The 21,834-nt window shown below is 63.4% G+C and carries 25 protein-coding genes; 11 read left to right on the forward strand and 14 right to left on the reverse strand.

Features of this window, described 5'->3' with window-relative positions:
- Positions 1–167 precede the first annotated feature (167 nt).
- Positions 168–536 (forward strand): hypothetical protein, encoded by a 369-nt coding sequence (locus ASD44_RS00640; RefSeq protein ID WP_244478698.1) that lies wholly within the window; start codon positions 168–170, stop codon positions 534–536.
- Positions 537–593: 57 nt separating this feature from the next.
- Here ASD44_RS00640 and ASD44_RS00645 read toward each other — a convergent pair whose 3' ends face one another.
- The 6 genes from ASD44_RS00645 to ASD44_RS00670 form a co-directional block, all read right to left on the reverse strand.
- Positions 594–968, reverse strand: coding sequence for a hypothetical protein (locus tag ASD44_RS00645; RefSeq protein ID WP_082542361.1), 375 nt, complete (start codon positions 966–968; stop codon positions 594–596).
- 161 nt (positions 969–1,129) lie between these two features.
- Positions 1,130–1,459, reverse strand: coding sequence for a DUF1236 domain-containing protein (locus tag ASD44_RS00650; protein WP_056107380.1), 330 nt, complete (start codon positions 1,457–1,459; stop codon positions 1,130–1,132).
- 218 nt (positions 1,460–1,677) lie between these two features.
- On the reverse strand, positions 1,678–2,814 hold the full coding sequence (locus ASD44_RS00655; protein WP_056107382.1) for an ABC transporter permease: 1,137 nt from the start codon (positions 2,812–2,814) through the stop codon (positions 1,678–1,680).
- Positions 2,815–2,875: 61 nt separating this feature from the next.
- Positions 2,876–3,796, reverse strand: a complete 921-nt coding sequence (locus ASD44_RS00660; RefSeq protein WP_056107386.1) for an ABC transporter ATP-binding protein — start codon at positions 3,794–3,796, stop codon at positions 2,876–2,878.
- A 155-nt stretch (positions 3,797–3,951) separates the two neighbouring features.
- Positions 3,952–4,902 (reverse strand): HlyD family efflux transporter periplasmic adaptor subunit, encoded by a 951-nt coding sequence (locus tag ASD44_RS00665; protein ID WP_056107389.1) that lies wholly within the window; start codon positions 4,900–4,902, stop codon positions 3,952–3,954.
- Complete coding sequence (locus tag ASD44_RS00670; RefSeq protein WP_056107392.1) at positions 4,899–5,600, reverse strand: CerR family C-terminal domain-containing protein; 702 nt, start codon at positions 5,598–5,600, stop codon at positions 4,899–4,901. The genes ASD44_RS00665 and ASD44_RS00670 overlap by 4 nt, the downstream gene beginning before the upstream one ends.
- A 76-nt stretch (positions 5,601–5,676) precedes the next feature.
- On the opposite strand from ASD44_RS00670, the gene ASD44_RS00675 reads away from it, so the two are divergent.
- Positions 5,677–6,153, forward strand: a complete 477-nt coding sequence (locus tag ASD44_RS00675; RefSeq protein WP_056107394.1) for a CYTH domain-containing protein — start codon at positions 5,677–5,679, stop codon at positions 6,151–6,153.
- Between the two features lie 40 nt (positions 6,154–6,193).
- A complete protein-coding gene (locus ASD44_RS00680) occupies positions 6,194–7,006 on the forward strand; it encodes a YiiX/YebB-like N1pC/P60 family cysteine hydrolase (protein WP_056107397.1) in 813 nt (270 codons plus the stop codon).
- A 3-nt stretch (positions 7,007–7,009) separates the two neighbouring features.
- On the opposite strand, the gene ASD44_RS00685 is transcribed toward ASD44_RS00680, so the two are convergent.
- A complete protein-coding gene (locus tag ASD44_RS00685; RefSeq protein ID WP_056107399.1) occupies positions 7,010–7,705 on the reverse strand; it encodes a phosphatase PAP2 family protein in 696 nt (231 codons plus the stop codon).
- A 6-nt stretch (positions 7,706–7,711) separates the two neighbouring features.
- The gene (locus tag ASD44_RS00690) at positions 7,712–8,050 is read right to left on the reverse strand and encodes a hypothetical protein (RefSeq protein ID WP_056107402.1); all 339 of its coding nucleotides are present in this window, start codon (positions 8,048–8,050) and stop codon (positions 7,712–7,714) included.
- 157 nt (positions 8,051–8,207) lie between these two features.
- Here ASD44_RS00690 and ASD44_RS00695 point away from each other — a divergent pair, with 157 nt between their 5' ends.
- The gene (locus ASD44_RS00695) at positions 8,208–8,432 is read left to right on the forward strand and encodes a hypothetical protein (RefSeq protein WP_056107405.1); all 225 of its coding nucleotides are present in this window, start codon (positions 8,208–8,210) and stop codon (positions 8,430–8,432) included.
- Between the two features lie 13 nt (positions 8,433–8,445).
- Here the strand turns inward: ASD44_RS00695 and ASD44_RS00700 are convergent, their stop codons facing one another.
- Entirely contained in the window at positions 8,446–9,585 is a 1,140-nt protein-coding gene (locus tag ASD44_RS00700; protein WP_056107408.1) for an NAD(P)/FAD-dependent oxidoreductase, read from the reverse strand.
- 159 nt (positions 9,586–9,744) lie between these two features.
- Here ASD44_RS00700 and ASD44_RS00705 point away from each other — a divergent pair, with 159 nt between their 5' ends.
- Positions 9,745–10,785: a phosphatidylglycerol lysyltransferase domain-containing protein gene (locus tag ASD44_RS00705; RefSeq protein WP_056107411.1), complete on the forward strand. Its 1,041-nt coding sequence runs from the start codon at positions 9,745–9,747 to the stop codon at positions 10,783–10,785.
- Here ASD44_RS00705 and ASD44_RS00710 read toward each other — a convergent pair.
- Positions 10,782–11,543, reverse strand: coding sequence for an ABC transporter permease (locus tag ASD44_RS00710; protein ID WP_056107414.1), 762 nt, complete (start codon positions 11,541–11,543; stop codon positions 10,782–10,784). The genes ASD44_RS00705 and ASD44_RS00710 overlap by 4 nt on opposite strands.
- A complete protein-coding gene (locus tag ASD44_RS00715; protein ID WP_056107416.1) occupies positions 11,540–12,481 on the reverse strand; it encodes an ABC transporter ATP-binding protein in 942 nt (313 codons plus the stop codon). Before ASD44_RS00715 ends, ASD44_RS00710 begins: the two co-directional genes overlap by 4 nt.
- A 216-nt stretch (positions 12,482–12,697) precedes the next feature.
- On the opposite strand from ASD44_RS00715, the gene ASD44_RS00720 reads away from it, so the two are divergent.
- The 5 genes from ASD44_RS00720 (at position 12,698) to ASD44_RS00740 (ending at position 17,088) form a co-directional block, all read left to right on the forward strand.
- Complete coding sequence (locus ASD44_RS00720; RefSeq protein ID WP_056107420.1) at positions 12,698–12,961, forward strand: hypothetical protein; 264 nt, start codon at positions 12,698–12,700, stop codon at positions 12,959–12,961.
- Between the two features lie 8 nt (positions 12,962–12,969).
- Positions 12,970–13,245, forward strand: coding sequence for a PepSY domain-containing protein (locus tag ASD44_RS00725; protein WP_056107422.1), 276 nt, complete (start codon positions 12,970–12,972; stop codon positions 13,243–13,245).
- Between the two features lie 121 nt (positions 13,246–13,366).
- On the forward strand, positions 13,367–14,731 hold the full coding sequence (locus ASD44_RS00730; RefSeq protein ID WP_056107425.1) for a cytochrome ubiquinol oxidase subunit I: 1,365 nt from the start codon (positions 13,367–13,369) through the stop codon (positions 14,729–14,731).
- Between the two features lie 10 nt (positions 14,732–14,741).
- Positions 14,742–15,746 carry a cytochrome d ubiquinol oxidase subunit II gene (locus ASD44_RS00735; RefSeq protein WP_056107429.1) on the forward strand — a complete coding sequence of 335 codons (1,005 nt, stop codon included), beginning with the start codon at positions 14,742–14,744 and terminating at the stop codon, positions 15,744–15,746.
- A gap of 46 nt (positions 15,747–15,792) precedes the next feature.
- Positions 15,793–17,088, forward strand: a complete 1,296-nt coding sequence (locus ASD44_RS00740; RefSeq protein ID WP_056107432.1) for a glucoamylase family protein — start codon at positions 15,793–15,795, stop codon at positions 17,086–17,088.
- A 12-nt stretch (positions 17,089–17,100) separates the two neighbouring features.
- Here ASD44_RS00740 and msrA read toward each other — a convergent pair whose 3' ends face one another.
- The 3 genes from msrA to ASD44_RS00755 form a co-directional block, all read right to left on the reverse strand.
- The gene (msrA, locus tag ASD44_RS00745) at positions 17,101–17,841 is read right to left on the reverse strand and encodes a peptide-methionine (S)-S-oxide reductase MsrA (protein ID WP_056107435.1); all 741 of its coding nucleotides are present in this window, start codon (positions 17,839–17,841) and stop codon (positions 17,101–17,103) included.
- 139 nt (positions 17,842–17,980) lie between these two features.
- Positions 17,981–18,268 carry a hypothetical protein gene (locus tag ASD44_RS00750; protein WP_082542532.1) on the reverse strand — a complete coding sequence of 96 codons (288 nt, stop codon included), beginning with the start codon at positions 18,266–18,268 and terminating at the stop codon, positions 17,981–17,983.
- 229 nt (positions 18,269–18,497) lie between these two features.
- On the reverse strand, positions 18,498–19,652 hold the full coding sequence (locus ASD44_RS00755) for a TadE/TadG family type IV pilus assembly protein (protein ID WP_244478699.1): 1,155 nt from the start codon (positions 19,650–19,652) through the stop codon (positions 18,498–18,500).
- A 187-nt stretch (positions 19,653–19,839) separates the two neighbouring features.
- Between ASD44_RS00755 and lepA the strand changes: the two genes are divergently transcribed.
- Positions 19,840–21,654, forward strand: coding sequence for a translation elongation factor 4 (lepA, locus tag ASD44_RS00760; RefSeq protein WP_056107445.1), 1,815 nt, complete (start codon positions 19,840–19,842; stop codon positions 21,652–21,654).
- The last annotated feature ends 180 nt before the right edge of the window (positions 21,655–21,834 follow it).

Raw genomic sequence — 21,834 nt, forward strand, 5'->3', positions numbered from 1 at the left:
GATTGGCGTTCTCTAGTTTAGAATGATTCTAAACTACGCGTCCTGATGTACGGGGTCAATTGCCTGCCGAACGACAGTACGAAAATTTTGTTCCGGCTTTGCCTTCTGCCGTCTTTTTATCAGCGAACGTTCGCCTATATGATGGAGGCCTGAACAAGGGAACCCGCATGTCCGAAAAGCAGCATCCGAAGCACGCCGACAATTCACATAGCCACTCCGCGGATGGCGCATCGCCGAAATCCTTCGATCCGAAGCCCGTTCTGGAATTGATCGCCTCCATCGAGGCCGACTTGCAGCGCCTCAAGGGCATGGTGGAACAGCAGGCCGAGAAATTCGATCCGGCCAATCCGCACAACAAGACCAGGGATGGAAAGCTGTCGCAGGAGGGAGTCGAATGCTGCTATCGACTCTTCGATGAAGGCAAGTCGCGCTATACGGTCGCGCAGCAGATGAAGATATCGTTTGCCGCCGCCACGCACCGCTTCAATGCCTGGCGCAAGGCAGGCGGAGCCAAGCGGCCTACGCTTCTCGGATAGCACACGCAAAAAAGCCTCCGGAGCGATCCGGAGGCTTTTTCATTTCGGAAAGCTCGATCAGCCGATGATCGGGCAGCTGCGGTCGCGGCGCGAGAAGCTCACCTCGACGCGGTCGCCCCGGCGTATGCCGCGAACCTCGATGCTGCGGCGGCCGACATCGACGACGCGGGCGCGCCGGATGCCCATGCGGGACGCCTTCATCAGCGCGCGGTCCGTCGTGCATTCGCTGCGCCTGAAATCGTCGTCGTCGTGGCGACGATCACGGCGCCAGTCGCGTTCGCCGCGGCAGCGCTCGTAGCGCGGGTTGCAGTCCCGGTCCACCGTCACGCCGCCGGGACCGATCTGGATGTCGACGCCCTGTGCGGACGCGCCGGAAAATGAAATGCCCGCCAAAGCGGTCGCCAAAGCTAGAATCTTACACATGTTGCGCATTGGTGATGTCTCCTCTTTCCCGCTCACAACGCCAGTGAGCGGCGAATTGTTTCAAATCAGTTTTCGCCTTATGCGCGAAATAGTTGGTGATGCACTGGGGTCGAAACAGCCGGAGCCCGCGCGGCGCACCGCACGGGCTCCTTCAGGTGCTCTGTCTAGGCTCAATCCAGAACCCGGATGATGCGGCGCGTACCGGGATCGACGATCACGGTGCGGTTGTCGACGACCACATATTCATATTGCATGTCCGGTGCCTCGATGGCGTGAAGTTCGACCGTTTCAGGCACTGTCGAACCGATATTCAGTTCCACGCCGGGGATGGCGATCGACGCCAGCGGCTTCTTCTTCACATACTCGCGGATAACGGTTTCCTGCTGCGGCTGGATGATGATCTGTTCCTGCGGCTGGACGACAACGTCCTGTGCCGTAGCCAGACCGGCGCCGGACAGAAGAGCAAGCCCGGCAATCGCAGCGGTGATGTTCGTTTTCATGGTAACCTCCTGTTATGCCCCTTCACGGCCCTTGGCGTCGTATAACGAACGCCAGCATGAAAAGCTGCCAAGAGGGCAGCCGAGGAACTGGCCGTTCGACATGCGAGGCGTGGTGCCTCGGGTCCGAAAACCGCCCAGGAGTGCAGCCCGTTCCCTCACATAATGTAACGACGCTTCATGCTGGCTGGCTGTAGACGGCCAAGCGGTGCGGTTTTCGGTCAGTCCAGCGTTCGCCGGAAGCGCACCAGCGCCGCCAGCGCGAATGCCACGACGAACACCGTCAGCCAGCCGATCTCGGATGCCACGGCGGGCAGTTCGGCGCCCTTCAGCATCACCGCGCGGATGACCCGCAGGAAATGCGTCAGCGGCAGCACCTCGCCGATCCACTGCGCCCATTGCGGCATGCCGCGATAGGGGAACATGAAGCCGGACAGAAGGATCGAAGGCAGGAAGAAGAAGAAGGTAAGCTGCATTGCCTGCATCTGCGTACGCGATACGGTCGAGATCGTGTAGCCCAGCAGCACCAGCCCCAGCACGAAAACGAGAATGCCGGAGAGCAGCAGCGGCAAGCTTCCGACAAAGGGCACATGGAACAGGAATTTGGCTGCGAACAGCACCACCACGACCTGCACCGCGCCGACGGCGGCATAGGGCAGCACCTTGCCGAGCATGATCTCTACCGGGCTGGCGGGCATCGCCAGCAGATTCTCCATCGTGCCGCGCTCGGTCTCGCGCGTCAGCGCCACCGCCGTCATCATCACCATCGTCATCTGCAGGATGACGCCCAGCAGGCCCGGGACGATGTTGTATTGCGAGACCCCCTCGGGGTTGTAGCGCCGGTGGACGACCACTTCGAGCTGGCTATGGGCGGTTTCAGCGGCGGTTTCCTGCATCCCCCGCGCCCGCAGCAAGGCCTGGTTGGCGATGGTGCCGAGCGTCGAGATGGCGCCGCTGGCGACCGATGGGTCGGTTGCGTCGGCCTCGATGAGGATTTGCGGCGCGTCGCCGCGCTCGACCCGCGTGGCGAAATCGGCGGGGATGGTGACGACGAAGGCGACGTCGCCGCTGGCCATCAGCAGCTCCGCTTCAGCCTCGCTTTCGACAATGTGGTCGAAGCGGTAATAGTTGGTGTTCTCCAGCGCCGAGACCATGGCGCGCGTATACTGGTCGTTGCTCATCGCCAGCAGCGCCGCCGGCAGGCTTTTTGGGTCGTTGTTGATGGCGAAGCCGAACAGCACCAGCAGCATCAGCGGCACGCCCAGCATCATCGCGAAGGTGACGCGGTCGCGCCGCATCTGGATGAATTCCTTGATCAGCAGCGCACCGAGCCGGGCAGGGGAGAGGACGGTGTTCATGAGCGCAACGCTCCAAGGGGGAGCGTAAGCGCCGCGCCTCTCGACGGTTGCAGAAGAAGTTTCATCCCATGTTGTCCTTCGATCCCGACATGAACTGGATGAACACGTCCTCGAGGCTGGTTTCGCCGGGCCTGACCGTCACGCCCTCGAATTCCGTCTCGACGTCCTTCAGCGCGGCTTGCAGCGCCGTCTTGTCGGAGCCGACCACATGCAGCGTCGCGCCAAACGGCGCCACCTGCTCGACGCCGGGCTTGTCCTTCAGCGCCGCCGCGGCCCTGTCCAGGTTCGGACCTTGCAGCACGAAGGTGGTGAGTCCCGCATTCTTCACCACCTCTTCCACCGTTCCCGTCGCCAGCATCTTGCCGTAGGAAATGTAGCTGATGCGGTGGCAACGCTCGGCTTCATCCATGTAGTGGGTGGAGACCAGAACGGTGAGCCCGCCATGCGCCAGCCGGTGAATTTCATCCCAGAACTCGCGTCGCGCCTTGGGATCGACGCCGGCCGTCGGCTCGTCGAGCAGGAGTAGCTTCGGCTTGTGCATGATGCAGGCCGCCAGCGCCAGCCGCTGCTTCCAGCCGCCGGAAAGCGTGCCGGCAAGCTGGTCCTTGCGCGAGGTAAGGCCGAGATCGTCCAGCGTGTCGGCGACATAGCTAGCCACCGGTTTCAGCTCATAGAGCCGCGCCACGAATTCGAGGTTTTCCTCGATGGTGAGGTCCTCATAGAAGGAGAAGCGCTGCGTCATGTAGCCGACCTCGCGCTTGATCTTCAGGCTGTCGGTGCGGATGTCGAAGCCGAGCACCGTGCCTTCGCCCTCGTCGGGCGTCAGGAGCCCGCACATGATGCGGATCGTCGTCGTCTTGCCGGAGCCGTTCGGACCGAGGAAGCCGACGATTTCCCCCTCCGCCACCGTCATGGTGACATGGTCGACGACAGTCTTATCGCCGAAGCGCTTGGTGAGGTCGCGGACGTCGATGACGTTCATGAGGGGCGGCAGTCGGCAGTCGACAGTCGGCAATCGGACCAAAGACGCCGGTAGCCTATTATGGAAGTTCCGAAAGTTGACATGTCTTGCACCTGCCGCACGGTTCCTACTGCCTACTGCCTACTGCCTACTGCCTACTGCCTACTGCCTACTGCCTACTGCCTACCCGCCAGTTCCACATCGACGATCTGCCCCGGCTGCAGCGCCGTGCCGGCATTCTCCGGCTTGGCTTCCACGAGGTAGACCAGCTTCTGGCGGTTCTCGAGCGAGTAGATCACCGGCGGGGTGAACTCCGGGTCGGGCGACACATAACTCACCCGCGCCGTCAGGTCGGGCGCGCAGCCGTCGCAGCGAACATTGAGTTGGGTTCCCACCTTGATGGAGGAAAAGGCGGATTCCGGCACGTAGAGCGTCAGCTTGACCGCGCCGTCCGGCAGCATCGACAGCACCGGCGCGCTGGGTCCCGCCGTATCGCCCGGATTGCGGATGACGTCATTGACCTGACCCGCGGCAGGGGCCGTCAGCACACGCTTGGAAAGCCGCCATTTCGCCTGGTCGAGCGCCGCTTGCGCCTGCTCGACCTGATTGTCGGCTGCCTTGATGGTCTCCGGCCGCGCCGGCAGGCCGGCAACCGCGAGGTTGGCATCGCTCTGGCCGATCTGCGCCTGCGCCACCTCCAACGCCGTCGCCGCCTCGTCGAGTTGCGCCTGGGTGGCGATGCCGCGCTTGAACAGATCCTGCGTGCGCGCCAGGATGCGGCGCTTCTCTTCGGCCTGCGCCTTGGCTGAACGGACGGTAGCCTCCAGCACGGCGATCTCCTCGGGCCGCTTGCCCACCTGCAGATCGGCAAGCTGTGCCTGCGCTTGCGCCAGCGCGGCTTGCGCCTGGGCGACCGCAATGGTGGCGTCGGCGCTTTCCAGCGTCACCAGCGGCTTGCCGGGCTCGACCCGGTCGCCGCGCCGCACGGCGATCGTCTCCACCTGCGCCACCTCGATCGGGGCCAGCAGCACGTAGTCGCCCTCGACATAGCCGACGGCCAGCGGCGCGGCGGGCGCGCAGGCGCCGAAAAGCTGCGCCGCAAGCGGTATCCAACACAGGATGCTCATGATGTCCGCCCCTTCCGGGCCGCCAGGATGGCGCTCAGATTGTCGCTGGTCACGGCCAGCACCTTTTGGGCTTCGGCATCGCCGATTTCGCGCCAGCCCATGCGCCGCATCACCGCCTCGCGGCCGATGCGGAAATAGACCACCTGGCCGATCAGCGTGAAAACGGTCAGCTTGGCGCCGTCGCTCTCGGCGGGTTCGCCCGTCGCCTGTTCCCAGACACGGCAAAGCCGCTTGTGCGTCGGTTCGAAGACGCCGTCATAGATGCGGTCGAGCGCCGCCGTCGGATGCGAAAGTTCCCGCAGGATGAACTGGACGATCTCGCCCGCTTCCGGCCGCGCGATGATGAAGGCCAGCATCCGGTCGAGCGCCGCGAAAAGCTGCGCCTCGGCGGCTTCGGCCGTCAGGTTCTTTTCCGGGAAAGCGCCTGCCGCCCCCATTGCCTGCGTCGCCACCGCCTGGATCGTGTCGACGATAAAATCCGCCGCCGCCAGCCTCAGCCCTTCCTTGCCGCCGAAATGATAGGCGATGGAGCCGATATTGGCTTTCGCCGCCGCCGCGATCTCGCGCGTCGAGGTGCCTTCGAAGCCCTGTTGGCCGAACAGTTTCAGCGCGGCGCGAACAAGGGCCCCGCGCGTTTGCTCGGCGGGTGATGCCGATGCCTCGCGGCGGGGCGGCCTTTTTCCGATTTGCTTGATCATTGCCGATATTTAATCAATCGAATGATTAAAGTCAATTCGGCTTGCCATTGGCGGTGTCGCAAGGTTTAGTCCGGGCATGGCATTAGAAATCGAACGCAAATTCCTGGTCGACAACAAGATGTGGCTGGACGCGGTGGAGAAGCGCATCTCCATCGTCCAGTTCTATGTCGCCATCGCCGCTGACCGCTCCATCCGCGTCCGCATCAAGGACGGCAAGGAAGCCCGCTTCACGCTGAAGTTCGGCAGCGACCTACCGGTCCGCGACGAGTACGAATTCCCGATTCCGCTGCAGGAAGCGCAGGAGATGATGGAATTCGCCATCGGCACCATCATCCGCAAGACCCGCCACCATGTTCGCCACAAGGACTATCTCTATGAGATCGACGTCTTTTCGGGCGAACTGGACGGTCTGGTGATGACCGAGCTGGAAACGCCTGACAGCGTCAGCCAGGACATGCTGCCCGATTGGCTCGGCCGTGAAGTGACCGGCCAGCAGGCCTATTCCAATGCCTCGCTGGCGCTTAACGGCTATCCGGAACCCGTGCTTTCATGACGCGCCGGGCCGTCGCCCATCCGGCCGGCGCGCTGGTGTGATGGCGGCGCCGGGCGACACGCTGCTCGACCGGCTCGGGCGCTGGATTGCCGGGCGCCTGCAGGAAGAATCGTCCGGTTATGAGCCTTACACGCCCTCAGACCCGGAAACGCTGCGCCGCACGCTGGAACCGGGCGATGTGCTGCTTATCGAGGGCAACCAGAAGATCTCGGCGGCGATCAAGTATCTGACGCAATCGACCTGGTCGCACGCTGCCTTCTATGTCGGCGATGCCATGCCCGAACCGGAAGACGGATCTGAGCGGCCGCGCCTGATCGAGGTGACGTTGGGCGAGGGCTGCACCGCCGTGCCCCTTTCGAACTACCGCACCTATAACACCCGCATCTGCCGGGCCAGCGGCCTGTCGCCGGAGGACCGCGACGCGGTCGTCGCTTTCATGGTCGGCAGGATCGGTCTGCGGTACGATCTGAAGAACATTTTCGACATGCTGCGCTATTTCCTGCCGACGCCGCCGGTACCGGTGCGCTGGCGCCGCCGCATGCTGGCTTTCGGATCGGGCGATCCAACCCGCGCCATCTGCTCGACGCTGATCGCGCAGGCCTATGGCCAGATCCGCTATCCGATCCTGCCGGAGATCACCCGCGCGCCGGGCCGCGCTTCCGCGCAGTCGCATTATTCGCGGCAGGAAATCCTCCACATCCGCCATTATTCGCTCTACACGCCGCGCGATTTCGACCTGTCGCCCTATTTCCGCATCGTCAAGCCGACGCTGGAATATGGGTTCGACTACCGCTCGATACTGTGGAGCAGCGAAGCGGAACAGGAAGGCGGATCGGCCGCCGCCCCGGAATAGGCGTCACTCGTCGATGGCGTTGCCGCGCTGCAGGAAGCGGGCGGCCAGCCAGCACAGCATCGCCCAGGCGAAGCCTGCGCACCATCCGGCCAGCACGTCGGAGGGCCAGTGGACGCCGAGATAGATGCGCGAGACGCCCACCATCAGCGTCACCAGCACCGCCAGCGAAAGCACATAGATCCGCGTCGTACGGCCTTGCAGGAAGCGCGCCGCCAGCGTCCCCAGCGTCAGATAGGTCACCGCCGACAGCATGGCGTGCCCGCTCGGGAACGACAGGCTGGTTTCGGTTGCGAGGTGCGAAACCAGTTCCGGGCGGGGCCGGTCTATCCCGAGCTTGAGCAGGCTCGACAGCACCTGACCGCCGCCAATCGCGACCAAAACGAAGAAAGCGGTGCTGAGCCGGCGCGTCAAAAAGAAATAGATGACCGTGGCGGCGGTGATCAGCGTCAAGACGATGGTGCCGCCGAGCGCGGTGATGTCGCGCACCGCGCCCTCGATCTTCGGCGATCCGATGGGATTGTCCGGCTGCCCCGCTTCCCGGAAGGCGAGCAGGATTTGCGTGTCGAAGGCGTGCGGCGTGGCATCCCTAGCCACCTCGGAGAGTTCGACAAATCCCCACAGGCCCAGCGCCACGATCAGTCCGGCCAAAAGAACCGGGAATTCGATGCGGTTCACCAGTTCGCGAAACCTTTCCTGCATGGCGTATCAGCGTCCCTGCAGATAGGGGCCGAGCGTGATCAGCGCCACCGCCATGATCGCGAGCGCTACGCCCGCGGCCTGGATGGTCCCGAGCCGCTCGCCATAGACGACCAGCGCCACGGCGTTGACGGCGACGAGTTGGATAACCGCCGACAGGCTGAACGACAGCGACATGCCGAATTCGCGGATCAGCCGCAGCATGATGAGGTTGCCCAGCGAATAGAGCCCCAGCGTCAGCACGATCTTGCCGAGACTGGGCGAGATGCCCCACTGCTTCGCCACCGTCGCCGCCAGCAGGAAGATCACCGTCGACAGGCCGAGTTGCGCCAATCCTCCGAAACTCATGCGTGCCTCCGCCGATCGCTCTCGCAGCGTTGTTCCCGATGCCCGTGCGCCGGTCAAGCCGCCATGCGGCCCGTTTCAACCTGCTTTCGCTTCGCCAGCCCCGCGAAAGCCTTGCATTTTACGGTTTCAGGCCTAATTCGGTTGCTGGAGAACGCCGATGCCGAAGTCCATCCATGACCGTGGACTGTTTCGCCCGCTGGAGGTGGAGCGCCTCCAGCGTGTCTTCGACGCCGCCTGCCGCCAGCGTGACATCCTTCCCGATTCCACCGAGGCGAGCGAACTGGCGCTCACCCTGCTGGCGCTACACAATGCCGGCATGACAGATGAGGACATGCTGATGCAGGCGACGGCGTTCCGCGTGCCGGACAGCAAGGCGGGCTGACAGGGCGGCTTTATCAGCCGGATTTGGCGATGGCCTTGGCGATGCGCTGCCCCTGCACCACCGAGCTGCGGAAATCGCCGGTCAGGCCCGGCCGCATGCCGAGGAACCACAGGCCGGGCAGGGGTGAGAGATGCTTCGGCGTCACCTTGGGCGAGCCATGCTCGTCCAGCACGCCAAGATCGCCCACCATGGGTTCGAGCCCGCTGCGGTAGCCGGTAGCGGCAATAACGATATCGGGCTGAATGACATTGCCGTCCTGCAGGATCACGCCCTCGGGGCCAAACTTCGCGATCGGCGCCGCCATGCGGATGCGGCCGGCCTTCAGCGCCTTCACCGCGCCTTCGTCGACCGCGATGGCGATCTGCTCGCTGTCCAGACGGCTGGCGCCGCCGTCCTTGCGCTTCGGCATGCCATAACGGGAGAGATCGCCGAACACCACGCGCTGCGTGGCGGCCAATATCCAGTCCACCCACCGCACCGGCATCCATTCCAGCACGCCGGACAGCCGATGGACGGAAATGCTGGAGATCCGCTTCGGCAGCAGCGAAGGCCCGTGGCGCAGCGAGAACCAGATATTCTCCGTCTTCACCCGCGCCAGATGGTTGAGCGCGTCGAACGCGGAATTTCCGCCGCCGACGACGAGAATGCGCTTGCCCTCGTAGGCATGAACATCACCGAAATCTGCGGAATGGACGATCCGGCCGGCGAACCCTTCCCGGCCCGGCCAGTCCGGCGTCCATGGCGCCCGGTCGCGCCCCGTCGCCACCACCACATGGCGCGTGCGGCGCGGACCGGCATTCGTCTGCACGATCCAGCCGTCTCCGTCTCGCTCGATGCGCGTCACCTCGACGCCGTACTCGACCGAAAGTCCCCGCTTGGCGGCATAGGTGTCCAGATAGGCAGCCACTGTGTCCCGTTTGGGATACGCCGGCGTCTTGTCCTGATAAGGTACGCCGGGCAGGGCGGAGAAATGACGATGCGTGTTCAGGTTGAGTTGCGGGTGACGTCGCCGCCACGGTTCGGCCGAGCGCGCTTCTTTCTCTATAAGGACCGCCGCGATTCCCTGGCGCGCCAGCGCGTCTCCCGCTGCCAGCCCCGCTGCGCCCGCGCCCACGACGATCACCGGTTCGGCATTCGAGGGCCTGATTGCCATTGCTTCTTTCCGCGCTTGCACCGTTTCGCGAATGCGCTATGTGGCACCGGCGCGCATATGGCAAGACTCTGCCGTTGCAACATCATAGCGGGCGATTCGCGACGCACGCCGAAAACGCCGCGAATGCGCACGTGAACCTGCGTTAGGCAAACGTTCGAAATGGCTTCCCTGCGTACGCATATCGACCGCTTTCTCAACGCCCGCGCGCAGCTTGTGCCTGAGGCCGCGCTGGATCTCGAACAGCGCCTCGCCCTGCTGCGCCGGCACGGCGATTTCTCGCTCGCCTATTCCACCGCCACGCAGGCGAAACTCGCCTATTTCGGCGGCCCGGATGGCTACATCGCCTTCCAGACCATGATGGGGCAGCACTTCGCCCTCGCCGATCCGGTCGCCTCTCCGGCTGGGCAGGAGGACCTGATCCGCCGTTTCGTCGATGCCGCCGGTTCGCCCTGGTTCGTCCAGATCGGCGAACGCACCGCCAGAGTGCTGTCTGGCCTCGGTTATCAGGTCAACCAGCTCGGTTTCGACACAAGGCTGCCGTTGCCGGAGCACGATTTCTCCGGCAAGCGCAACGAGACGGTGCGCTATTCCGAGCGGTGGCTGCTGAAGAAAGGCTATGCGCTGGTCGAGGACAACGGCGCGACCGTGCCGGCGGCGGAAGTCGAGCGTCTGTCGAAGGACTGGCGCTCCGGCCGCATCGTCGCGCGGCGCGAGATGGCGTTTCTCAACCGCGCCTTCGCAGCCGGGATCGGCCCGGGAATGCGCCGGTTCGTGCTGCTGGATGAAACCGGCAAGCTGGTCGCGCTGCTCGATTTCGATCCGATCTACCGTGATGGCGCGGTCATTGCCTACACCACCTCGTTCAAGCGCAAGATCGCCGGCGCCACGCCCCATGCCGAAATCGGCCTGACCAAATTCGCCGTCGACCGGTTCCGGGATGAGGGCATCGGCGCGGTCACGCTCGGGCTGTCGCCGCTGGCCGGTGTCGGCCCCAGCGCCCATCCGGAAAGCAGCTTCTGGCGCGGTGCGTTCCAGCGGGCCTACGGCTCGGACTGGATCAACCGCAGCCGCTTCAACCTGCAAGGCCAGGCTGCGTTCAAGCGCCGCTTCCATGGTGTGGAGGAGCCGGTCTACATCGCCTTCCGCAAGGGTACGGCATTCGGAATGCTGGCGCTGCTCAGGTTGGTGAAAGCGATCTAACTCCTCAACCGGTATCCCGTCTTGAAGATCCAGGCGATCACCGCGATGCAGGCGAGCAGGAACACCACCGTCATGCCGAGGCTGACGCCGACCGAAACGTCGGACTTGCCGAAGAAGCTCCAGCGGAAGCCGCTCACCAGATAGACCACCGGGTTGAACAGGCTGATGCTGCGCCAGATGCCCGGCAGCATGTCGATCGAATAGAACGAGCCGCCGAGGAAGGTCAGCGGCGTGATGATCAACAGCGGCACCAGCTGCAGCTGCTCGAAATTCCCCGCCCAGACGCCGATGATGAAGCCGAACAGGCTGAAGGTGACGGCCGTCAGGATCAGGAAGCCGATCATCCAGAACGGATGTTCGATATGCAGCGGCACGAAGAGCGAGGCGGTGGCCAGGATGATCAGCCCGATGGCGACCGACTTGGTCGCAGCTGCGCCGACATACGCAAGCACGATTTCCAGATAGGAGACCGGGGCGGACAACAGTTCGAAGATCGTGCCGACGAATTTCGGGAAATAGATGCCGAACGAGGCGTTGGAGATCGATTGCGTCAAGAGCGACAGCATGATCAGCCCCGGCACGATGAAGGCGCCGTAGCTGATGCCGTCGATTTCGGTGATGCGCGAACCGATGGCGGCGCCGAAGACGACGAAATAAAGCGAGGTCGAGATGACCGGCGACACGACGCTTTGCAGCAAGGTGCGTAGCGTGCGCGCCATTTCCACCTTGTAGATCGCCCAGACGGCATGGCGGTTCATGGCGTTTTCCTCACCAGATTGACGAAAATCTCTTCCAGTGAGGAGTTTTCGGTGTCGAGATCGCGGAATTCGATGCCGGCCTCGTCGAGGTCGCGGATCAGCGAGGCGACGCCCGGTCGTTCCGCCTGATTGTCATAGGTATAGGTGAGCTGGCTGCCGTCGTCGCCGATCTCAAGCTCGTAGCGCGCGAATTTCGCCGGCAGGTCCTTCACCGGCTTGCGCAATTCCAGCTTGAGCTGCTTGCGGCCGAGCTTGCGCATCAGCTCGGTCTTGTCCTCGATCAGCACCAGTTCGCCATGGTTGATGACACCGACGCGGTCGGCCATCTCCTCGGCTTCCTCGATATAATGCGTCGTCAGGATGATGGTGACGCCGTTGTCGCGTAGCCGTCGCACCATCGCCCACATGTCCTGCCGCAGCTCTACGTCCACGCCGGCTGTCGGCTCGTCGAGGAACAGGATCCGCGGCTCATGCGCCAGTGCCTTGCCGATCATGACGCGCCGCTTCATGCCGCCGGAAAGGGTGATGATCTTCTCGTCGCGCTTGTCCCATAGCGACAGGTCCTTCAGCACCTTCTCGACGAAATCCGGATTGGGCGGCCTGCCGAACAGCCCGCGGCTGTAGGTCAAGGCGTTCCGAACCGTCTCGAAAGCCTCCACCGTCAGTTCCTGCGGCACCAGCCCGATCAGGCTGCGCGCGGCCCGGTAGTCTTTGGAAATATCGTGGCCGTCCACGGTCACCGTGCCGCCGGACCGGTTGACGATGCCGCAGACGATCGAAATCAGCGTCGTCTTGCCGGCGCCGTTGGGGCCGAGCAGCGCGAAGATTTCACCGTGCTTTATGTCGAGGCTGACGCCCTTCAGCGCCTGGAAGCCTGTGGCATAGGTTTTCGACAGGCTGGAAATCGAGATAGCGGGCGAGTCGGACGCGAGCGACATGGGCAAATTGCTTTTTTCTGAAAAGGGATACGCGTTTTGCCGCTGAATGTCGGTGCGCGCAACGGCAATTCAAGGCAGCTCCTGACATTTGTCGCCAGCCCCACCTGCCGAAGCGCATGAAACGCCAAGCGCCGTCAGCATGAATGGTTCCCACGGCGGGTGGCGGAACGAACCGGGCGGCCAGCGAGTTTTAGCGCCATGACACAGGAGCGGACCATGAATCCCACGAAGTCGGCTGCGGACACCGGTTTGCAGAAATCCAATGATACTCCCTCCATTGCCGAGCAGGATTGGGAGGACCTTGAGGGCGCTGTTCCTGGCGTTGATGCCGTTCCCGATCCGGAGTCGGACGGCGAACTGCCCGAGGAGGACGACGACAATCCCGACCAGGACAGCGATGAAGCGCTTCCCGAAGACGACGAGGAAGAGGCGATCCGGCGCGACCTTTCTGGTACAGGTATTCGATATAAACCCGAATGAGGACGACTATGTTGAAAACGATTTCAGCCGCGGCATTTGCTCTGGTTCTCGCCGCCAGCCCGGCCTTGGCGCAATCCGCCGCACCGGCGCCCGATGTTCCCCCGGCGAACGGCAAGAAACTCTCCGAAATCATCGCCAAGGTCGAGAAGCGGCCGGACTTCCGCTACATCAGCGAGGTCGGCTGGGACGATGGCGGCTACGATGTCACCTATTACACCACCGACAACGCCAAGGTTGAGATGAAGTTCGACGCCGTCAGCGGCGAGACGAGATCCCTGGACTAGCCGGGACCCGGGAGCGAAGGCGGAAGGCCTGCGACCTTCCGCCTCGCGTGGCGCTGCGCCGCTTTGACGGACAGGGAGGCGAGGCGTAGTCTCTGGCTGTAATAACGCAGCCGGAGTCGCCATGGACCCGCTCATTCTTTCGCGTATTCAATTCGGCGCGAACATCTCGTTTCATATTCTCTTTCCAACCATCACCATTGCGCTTGGCTGGGTGCTGCTTTTCTTCAAGCTCCGCTACAACGCCACCTCCGATGGCGCCTGGATGCGTGCTTATTTCACCTGGGTGAAGGTCTTCGCCCTGTCCTTCGCCATGGGCGTCGTCACCGGCGTCACCATGAGCTTCCAGTTCGGCACCAACTGGCCGGGTTACATGGAAACGGTCGGCAATGTCGCCGGGCCGCTGCTGGCCTACGAGATCCTGACAGCATTCTTCCTCGAGGCGGCGTTTCTCGGCATCATGCTGTTCGGCTTCCGCCGCGTGTCGAACCGCATCCACACGCTCGCCACTGTGCTCGTCGCCGGCGGCACCACCGTTTCCGCCTTCTGGATAATCGCGCTGAACTCGTGGATGCAGACACCCACCGGCTTCGAGATGCGCGATGGCGTCGCCCATGCGGTAGACTGGTGGGCGATCGTCTTCAATCCGTCCATGCCTTACCGGCTGGTGCATATGCTCCTGGCCTCGGGCCTCACCGTCTCCTTTTTCATCGCCGGCCTTTCGGCGCTGCGTTACCTCCAGGGCGACCGCTCGCAATCCATGTGGAAGGCGCTGCGCACCGGCACGTTCCTGGCCGCCGTGCTGATCCCCATCCAGATATTCGCCGGCGACCAGCATGGGCTGAACACGCTGGAGCACCAGCCCGCCAAGATCGCCGCCATGGAGGCCAACTGGCACACCGGCCCGAACATCCCGCTGGTGCTGTTTGCGCTGCCCGACGAGAAGGCGAAGGAAAACCGCTTCGAGATCACCATTCCCGATGGCGCCAGCCTCATCCTGCGCCACAGCGCCGATGGTGTCGTACCCGGTCTCGACCAGTTCGAAGGCAACCATCCGCCGGTGTTCCCGGTTTTCTGGGGCTTCCGCATCATGGTCGGCATCGGCCTCTTGATGCTCGCCGTCTCCTGGGCGGCGACCTTCTTCCTGTGGCGGCGAAAGAGCCTGCCCAGGCCGCTTGCGCTGCTGATGGTGCCGATGACGGTCTCCGGCTGGGTGGCGACATTGGCCGGTTGGTACACCACCGAAATCGGCCGCCAGCCCTGGCTGGTTACCGGCGTGCTCAAGACCGCCGATGCGGTCGGACCGGTTGCCGGAAGCCATGTGGCGCTGACGCTCGCCATCTATCTCATACTCTATGCCGTGCTCCTCGTCGCCTTCCTGGGGGTGCTGGTGCATCTGGCGCTGAAGGCCGCCAAGGAAGGCGATACCTCGCCGCTGCCCGGTGTGATGAACGCCGCGCTTTCCCAACCGGCGCAGAGCGAAAGGTGAGGATAAAGCCATGACCCTCGACTGGCCGACACTGCTGCCTCTCGTCTTCGCCGGCCTCATGGGCCTGTCGATCCTGATCTATGTCGTGCTCGACGGCTTCGACCTCGGCATCGGCATCCTGTTCTCGCTGGCCGAGGACAAGGAACAGGATACGATGATCGCCGCCATCGGCCCCTTCTGGGACGCCAACGAGACCTGGCTGGTGTTGGCGGTCGGCCTCTTGCTGGTCGCCTTCCCGGTGGCGCACGGCATCATCCTGACCGCGCTCTACATCCCGGTTTTCCTGCTGCTTGTCGGCCTCATCCTGCGCGGCGTGGCGTTCGATTTCCGCGCCAAGGTGCCGGCCGGCCGCAAGCACCGCTGGAACCGGGTGTTCTTCGCCGGCTCGCTCATCGCCTCGCTGGCGCAAGGCTATATGCTCGGCGTCTATGTGCTGGGGCTCGATGCCAGCTTTGCCGGCATGGCTTTCGGCGCGCTGGTGGCGCTGTGCCTCGCCGCCGCCTATGCCGCCATGGGCGCGGCCTGGCTGATCTACAAGACCGAGGGCGAGTTGCAGAAGAAGGCGGTCAAGTGGCTGCGCTCGGCGCTCGTCTTCACCGTCGTCGGCATGGCCGCCGTCTCGCTCGCCACGCCGTTCGCCTCGCCGCGCATCTTCGCCAAATGGTTCGTGCTGCCCGACATGATCTACCTGTCGCCGCTGCCGATCCTGTCCGGCATCCTGTTCCTGTGGCTGTGGCGGCAGACTTTCCACCTGCCGAAGGAAAGCGACCGCCACGCCATCGTGCCCTTCCTGACGCTCGCCGGCATCTTCGCGCTCGGCTTCGCCGGCCTTGCCTGGTCGTTCTATCCCTTCGTGGTGCCCGACAGGCTGACCATCTGGCAGGCCGCCTCGGCGCCTGAAAGCCTCGCCATCATCCTCGCCGGCACTGTCGTGGTGCTGCCGGTCATCGTCTTCTATTCCTTCTATGCCTACCGGGTTTTCGGCGGCAAGGCGGGCGATCTCACCTATGATTGATCGGGCGATCATTTTCGCGCGCTGACGGAACCGGCATAGACGCTGCATGGATGTTTTGAATACCCAGATCGCGGGTGACGACCTGCTGGCCGGCCTGCAGCGCTTTTCCTTCGACTATTTCATCGAGCAGGCCAATCCGTTGAACGGCCTGGTCCGCGACCGTACGCGCCCCGGCTCCCCCGCCAGCATCGCCGCCGTCGGCATCGCGCTGACCGCCTATGCGGTTGGCGTCGCGCGCGGCTACATCACGCGCCGGCAGGCAGCCGACCGGACCCTCGTCACGCTGAAGTTCCTATGGGATGCTCCCCAGGGTCCCGAGACCGACGCAGCCGGCTACAAGGGCTTTTACTACCACTTCCTCGACATGCAGACCGGCCGTCGCGTCTGGAAATGCGAACTCTCGACCGTCGATACCGCCATTCTCATGGCGGGGGTTCTGGCCGCCGCGGCTTATTTCCAGGAGGACGGCGAGACCGAGGCCGAGATACGCCGGTTGGCCGACGCGCTTTACCGCCGCGTCGAGTGGAACTGGGCGCTGAATGGCGGCGCCACGGTCACCCATGGCTGGCGGCCGGAGCGCGGCTTCCTGCGCTACCGCTGGGAAGGTTATGACGAAGCGCTGATCCTCTATGTGCTCGGCCTTGGCTCGCCCACCCACGCGCTGCCGCCCGAAAGCTACCCGGCCTGGCTCGGAAACTATCGCTGGAAGAAGCTCTACGGCCGCGAACTTGCCTATGCCGGCCCGCTGTTCATCCACCAGATGTCGCATATCTGGCTCGACCTGCGCGGCATAAGCGATGCCTTCATGCGCGAACATGACAGCGACTATTTCGAAAACAGCAGCAAGGCCGCCTACATTCAGCGCGACTACGCCATCCGCAACCCGCGCGGCTTCGAGGGCTATGGTCAGAACGCCTGGGGCCTCACAGCCAGCGATGGGCCGGGGCCTGCCAAGCGGCGGATCGGCGGCGTTGACAGACGCTTCTATGGCTATCTGGCCCGGGGCGCGCCGTTCGGCCCCGATGACGGCACGCTCTCGCCCTGGGCGACCGCCGCCTCGTTGCCCTTTGCGCCGGAGATCGTGCTGCCGGCGCTGGAGCATTTCCGCGCGCTTGGCATGGGCCGCGACAGCCCCTGGGGTTTCGCCGCCAGCTACAACCGGACTTTCCGCGACGACAGCGCGCCCGGCTTCTGGACCGCGCCCGATCGCGTCGGCATCAATGAAGGGCCGATCGGCCTGATGATCGAAAACCACCGGACCGAACTGGTCTGGAGCCTGATGCGCGGCACCTATGTCGTGGCAGGCCTCCGGCGCGCCGGCTTTGCCGGCGGCTGGCTTTGATGCTGATTCGGTTCAGCTTTTCGCCGCCGCCGTCACCAGCATCGGCTTTTCGCTGTAGAGGTCCGGAAACATCGTCTTGAGGTTTCCGATCTTCGGCAGGTCGTTATAGACGATGTAGGGGCTGGTCGGGTTCAGCGTCAGATAATCCTGGTGATAGGCCTCGGCGGGATAGAACGTCTTGCCGCTTTCCAGCGTCGTCACGATCTTGTCCGGGAATACCTTGGCCTTGCCGAGCTGGCCGATGTAGCTCTCGGCGATCTTCTTTTGCTCGTCATTCGCCACGAAGACGGTCGAGCGGTACTGCGTTCCCTGGTCCGGCCCCTGGTAGTTCAACTGCGTCGGGTTGTGCGCGACGGAGAAGTAGACCTGCAGCAGCTTGCCGTAGGTGATCTTCGACGGGTCATAGGTGATCTCGACGGCCTCGGCATGGCCGGTGCGGCCAGTGCCGACCGTTTCGTACATGGCGTCCATCTCGGTGCCGCCGGCATAGCCGGATACGGCGCTTTTGACGCCCTTCACATGCTGGAACACGCCTTGAACGCCCCAGAAGCAGCCGCCCGCGAACACCGCCTTTTCGGTCGCAGCCGAGGCTTTCTCGTCGAGCGCCGGCGGCGGGATTTTCACCGCCTCTTCCGCCGACAGGGCAGGGGCTTGCGAGATGGCCAGCGCCGTGGCTGAAATTGCCAGCGCGACGAAGGCGCGCGTTGCGAAGGCGGCAAGGCGCGGACGGGCGGAATCGGGTTTGGCGGTCATGACATGTCTCCGGTGCGGCTGCAGCCTGCTGGAAATTCTGCTCATCTATACAATGGGAAAGAGGCGCAGCGCGCCTCACTTTGTCGTGCGTGGTTGCCCCGCGGCCGCCCTTCGGGTTTCGGCCGCAGGGCTGCTCCCGCTACTTGGCAGGCTTCATCGCGTCGGGCTTCATGGCGTCGCCGCCCATGGCGTCGCAGGCCTTCATGGCCTCGTCCTTCTTCATGGCGTCGCTTTCCATGCCGGCCTTTTCCTTGCAGTCGGCCATCATCTTGTCGTCGGCCTTCATCGAGTCCGCTGGCTTCATGGCGTCGGTCTGGCCAGCGGGCTTCATGGCGTCCTGGGCGTTGGCGATACCGCCTGAAAGCAGCACGGTCGAAGCCAGGACGAATGCAAGGGAAGTTACGGTCTGACGGGCGGAAAGTTTCATGGCGATCTCCTCTGGGCGAAGCGGCTTTGCCGCGTTGACGTCCATTGGTTCGCCGTGGCGCGGCCCTTGTTACAGGCTTCACCGCTTCGTGATCGGGTTGCCAGGTGCTGTCAGGCAGTCAAAGCAGAACGCGCGCGGGAGAAATCCTCCACCATCCTGCGGTACCGGTCGCTTCGTCCGTTGGGAAGCGCGCCGGCTGTTTGTCACGCGCTGTCGCGCCGCCGCACGACTACTCCGTAATGCGGGTCTGGGCGATACGCTGGTTGTAGTCGCACTTGCCCGTGATGGAATAAAAGAAGTCGGCGTTGGAAACATCGGCGGGTACCGCGTTGCCGCCGTCCTCCCAGGCCTGATCGCTGGTCTGGCTGCAAGGCACGGCGCTGAAGATATCGACGGTCTTGTTCTTGGCAACCTCGACGGGTGCGTATGTGGAAGGTTTTAGCGCCTTCTCTGCCGCAGTCGCGTAGCCGGCGCCGATATAGAGGCGGTCAGACGTCGCGGTATCATTGGATTTCAGCTTCTTGACCGGCCCGGACGGCACGTCCATCAGCAGATAGAGCTGGTTCATCTTGCTCACGTCGATCTTCGCTCCGCTGCTGTTGCCGGGCGAGTTCGTCGTCACGCAGGTCGTCTTGAAATAGATAGTGGCCCCGTTCGAGCTTCCGTTTGTTGCGGTCGCGAAGCTCCTGAAAGCCGTCGCAGAGGGAGTAAAATCGGTCTTCTGTCCGACCGGCGTGCACACCTGGCTCTGCACCAGCGTGTCGGTCGTTCCCGACACGGTATAGATATTCGTCGTGCCGTAGCCTTTCGGATCCTGGGCGGTATAGGTCTTGTTGCCGCTCTTGTAGGAATATTTATATTCCTTGTAGGTGTAGACGATCTTCATCAGCACTTTTTCGGTGCTGGTCTCGAACTCCGTACCGTAGAGATACATCGTCTTGCCCCAGTAGCCGGAAACGTGATCGACGTTGAACGTCGCCTCGATCAGCGAAGGCTTCTTCACCACCTTGGTCTGCACATTGATGTCCACGTTGCTGATCGTGGCGATCTTCATGAAGTTCGTCGGCATGGAATAGGTTGCCGACGCGCTCAGATGCAGCGTGCCGTCGGCATCGTATACGGGAGGCAGGACAGCCGCCATGCCCTGGCCGCCATTGGCTGCGAAGACGTCCTGCAACTGCTTGGTGCGATCGGCTTCGGAGGTGCTCTTGGGCAGCGTGGTCAGCGACAGCGTCGCGGCGTCCAGCGCGCTCTGCATCGTCGCCTTTGACGAGACCGCCGAGGAATAATCGACCGACATCCCGACTGCCAGCATCAGCGGCACCAGCGATATGGCGAATATGGGCAGCAGCGAGCCGCTTTCGGCCTGCGCGAACCTTGCCATTATTTTACGCATCTTGCCCCCATGAGCATTGATCGCGTCCTTGATAACGCAGCGCCGGCAAAGGTCCCGCTAAGGGAACCGCTAAAATTTTAGCTGTTAGGCATTTTTTCGCAGGCTACGCAGCGGTTCCCGCTGTCCGGTCCCCCCGCTTGCCGCAAGCCGGTGCCCCTGCTAAAGCCCGCGCACCATGGCAACACCGATTTCCCACATCCGCAATTTCTCCATCGTCGCCCATATCGACCACGGCAAGTCGACGCTCGCCGACCGGCTGATCCAGTCGACCGGCGGCCTCGACGCGCGCGAAATGGCCGGCAAGGAGCAGGTGCTCGACAATATGGACATCGAGCGCGAACGCGGCATCACCATCAAGGCGCAGACCGTGCGGCTCAATTATCGAGCCGCCAATGGCGAGGATTACGTCCTCAACCTGATCGACACGCCAGGCCATGTCGATTTCGCCTATGAAGTGTCGCGCTCGCTGCGCGCCTGCGAGGGGTCGTTGCTGGTGGTTGATGCTTCGCAGGGGGTGGAGGCGCAGACGCTCGCCAATGTCTATCAGGCCATCGACGCCAACCACGAGATCGTCGTGGTGCTGAACAAGATCGACCTGCCCGCCGCCGAGCCGGAGCGCATCCGCGAGCAGGTGGAAGAGGTGATCGGCATCGATGCCAGCCAGGCCGTGCTGATTTCGGCCAAATCCGGCATCGGCATTCCAGACGTGCTGGAGGCCATCGTCAACCAGTTGCCGCCGCCCAAGCAAGGCGATGCATCCAGGCCTTTGAAGGCCATGCTGGTCGACAGCTGGTACGACGCCTATCTCGGCGTCATCGTTCTGGTGCGCGTCATCGACGGCGTCATGAAGAAAGGCCAGACCATCCGCATGATGGGCACCGGCGCCAGATATCCGGTCGAGCGCACCGGCTTCTTCACCCCGAAGATGATCCAGACCGACGAGATCGGCCCCGGCGAATTCGGCTTCATCACCGCCTCGATCAAGGAAGTGGCCGACACCCGCGTCGGCGACACCATCACCGAGGACCGCCGCCCGACCGCCGAAGCGCTCCCGGGCTTCAAGCCGGCGCAGCCGGTCGTTTTCTGCGGCCTGTTCCCGGTCGATGCCGCCGATTTCGAGGATCTGCGCGCCGCCGTAGGCAAGCTGCGCCTGAACGACGCATCCTTCTCCTATGAAATGGAAACCTCCGCCGCGCTCGGCTTCGGCTTCCGCTGCGGCTTCCTCGGCCTGCTGCATCTGGAGATCATACAGGAGCGGCTGGAGCGTGAGTTCGACCTCGACCTGATCGCCACCGCGCCCTCCGTCGTCTACCGGCTGCAACTGCGCGACGGTTCGGTCAAGGAGTTGCACAACCCGGCCGACATGCCGGACGTGATGCAGGTCCTTGCCATCGAGGAACCGTGGATCCGCGCCACCATTTTGACGCCCGACGATTATCTCGGCAGCATTTTGAAGCTCTGCCAGGAGCGCCGCGGCGTGCAGGTGGATCTCTCCTATGTCGGCAAGCGCGCCATGCTGCAGTACGATTTGCCGCTCAACGAGGTGGTGTTCGATTTCTACGACAGGCTGAAGTCGATCTCCAAGGGCTACGCCTCCTTCGACTACCATCTGACCGACTACAAGGAGGGCGACCTCGTCAAGATGTCGATCCTGGTCAATGAGGAGCCGGTCGATGCGCTGTCCATGCTGGTCCACCGCACGGCGGCCGAAAAGCGCGGCCGGGTGATGTGCGAAAAGCTGAAGGAACTGATCCCGCAGCACATGTTCAAGATCCCGATCCAGGCCGCCATCGGCGGCAAGGTCATCGCCCGCGAGACCATCTCGGCGCTGCGCAAGGACGTCACCGCCAAGTGCTACGGTGGCGACGTGACCCGCAAGCGCAAGCTGCTCGACAAGCAGAAAGAGGGCAAGAAGCGCATGCGCCAGTTCGGCAAGGTGGACATCCCGCAGGCGGCGTTCATCGAGGCGTTGAAGATGGGGGATAATTGACGACGCCAGGCAACAGGGTTGCCTGGCGGAAAATCAACCCGGTGAGTCGATTTTAGTCAATTATGGGTGGGAGGTGCGAAGCACCGGGTCCCACCCCGGGGATCGCGCTGATCGGCTGCTGAAAAGCCCCTCTCTGGCATTTTCCAAGCACTTTCTCGGGGACAAGCCCACTCGCAAATG

The organism is Mesorhizobium sp. Root554 (assembly GCF_001427025.1).
Taxonomy (GTDB): Bacteria; Pseudomonadota; Alphaproteobacteria; order Rhizobiales; family Rhizobiaceae; genus Mesorhizobium.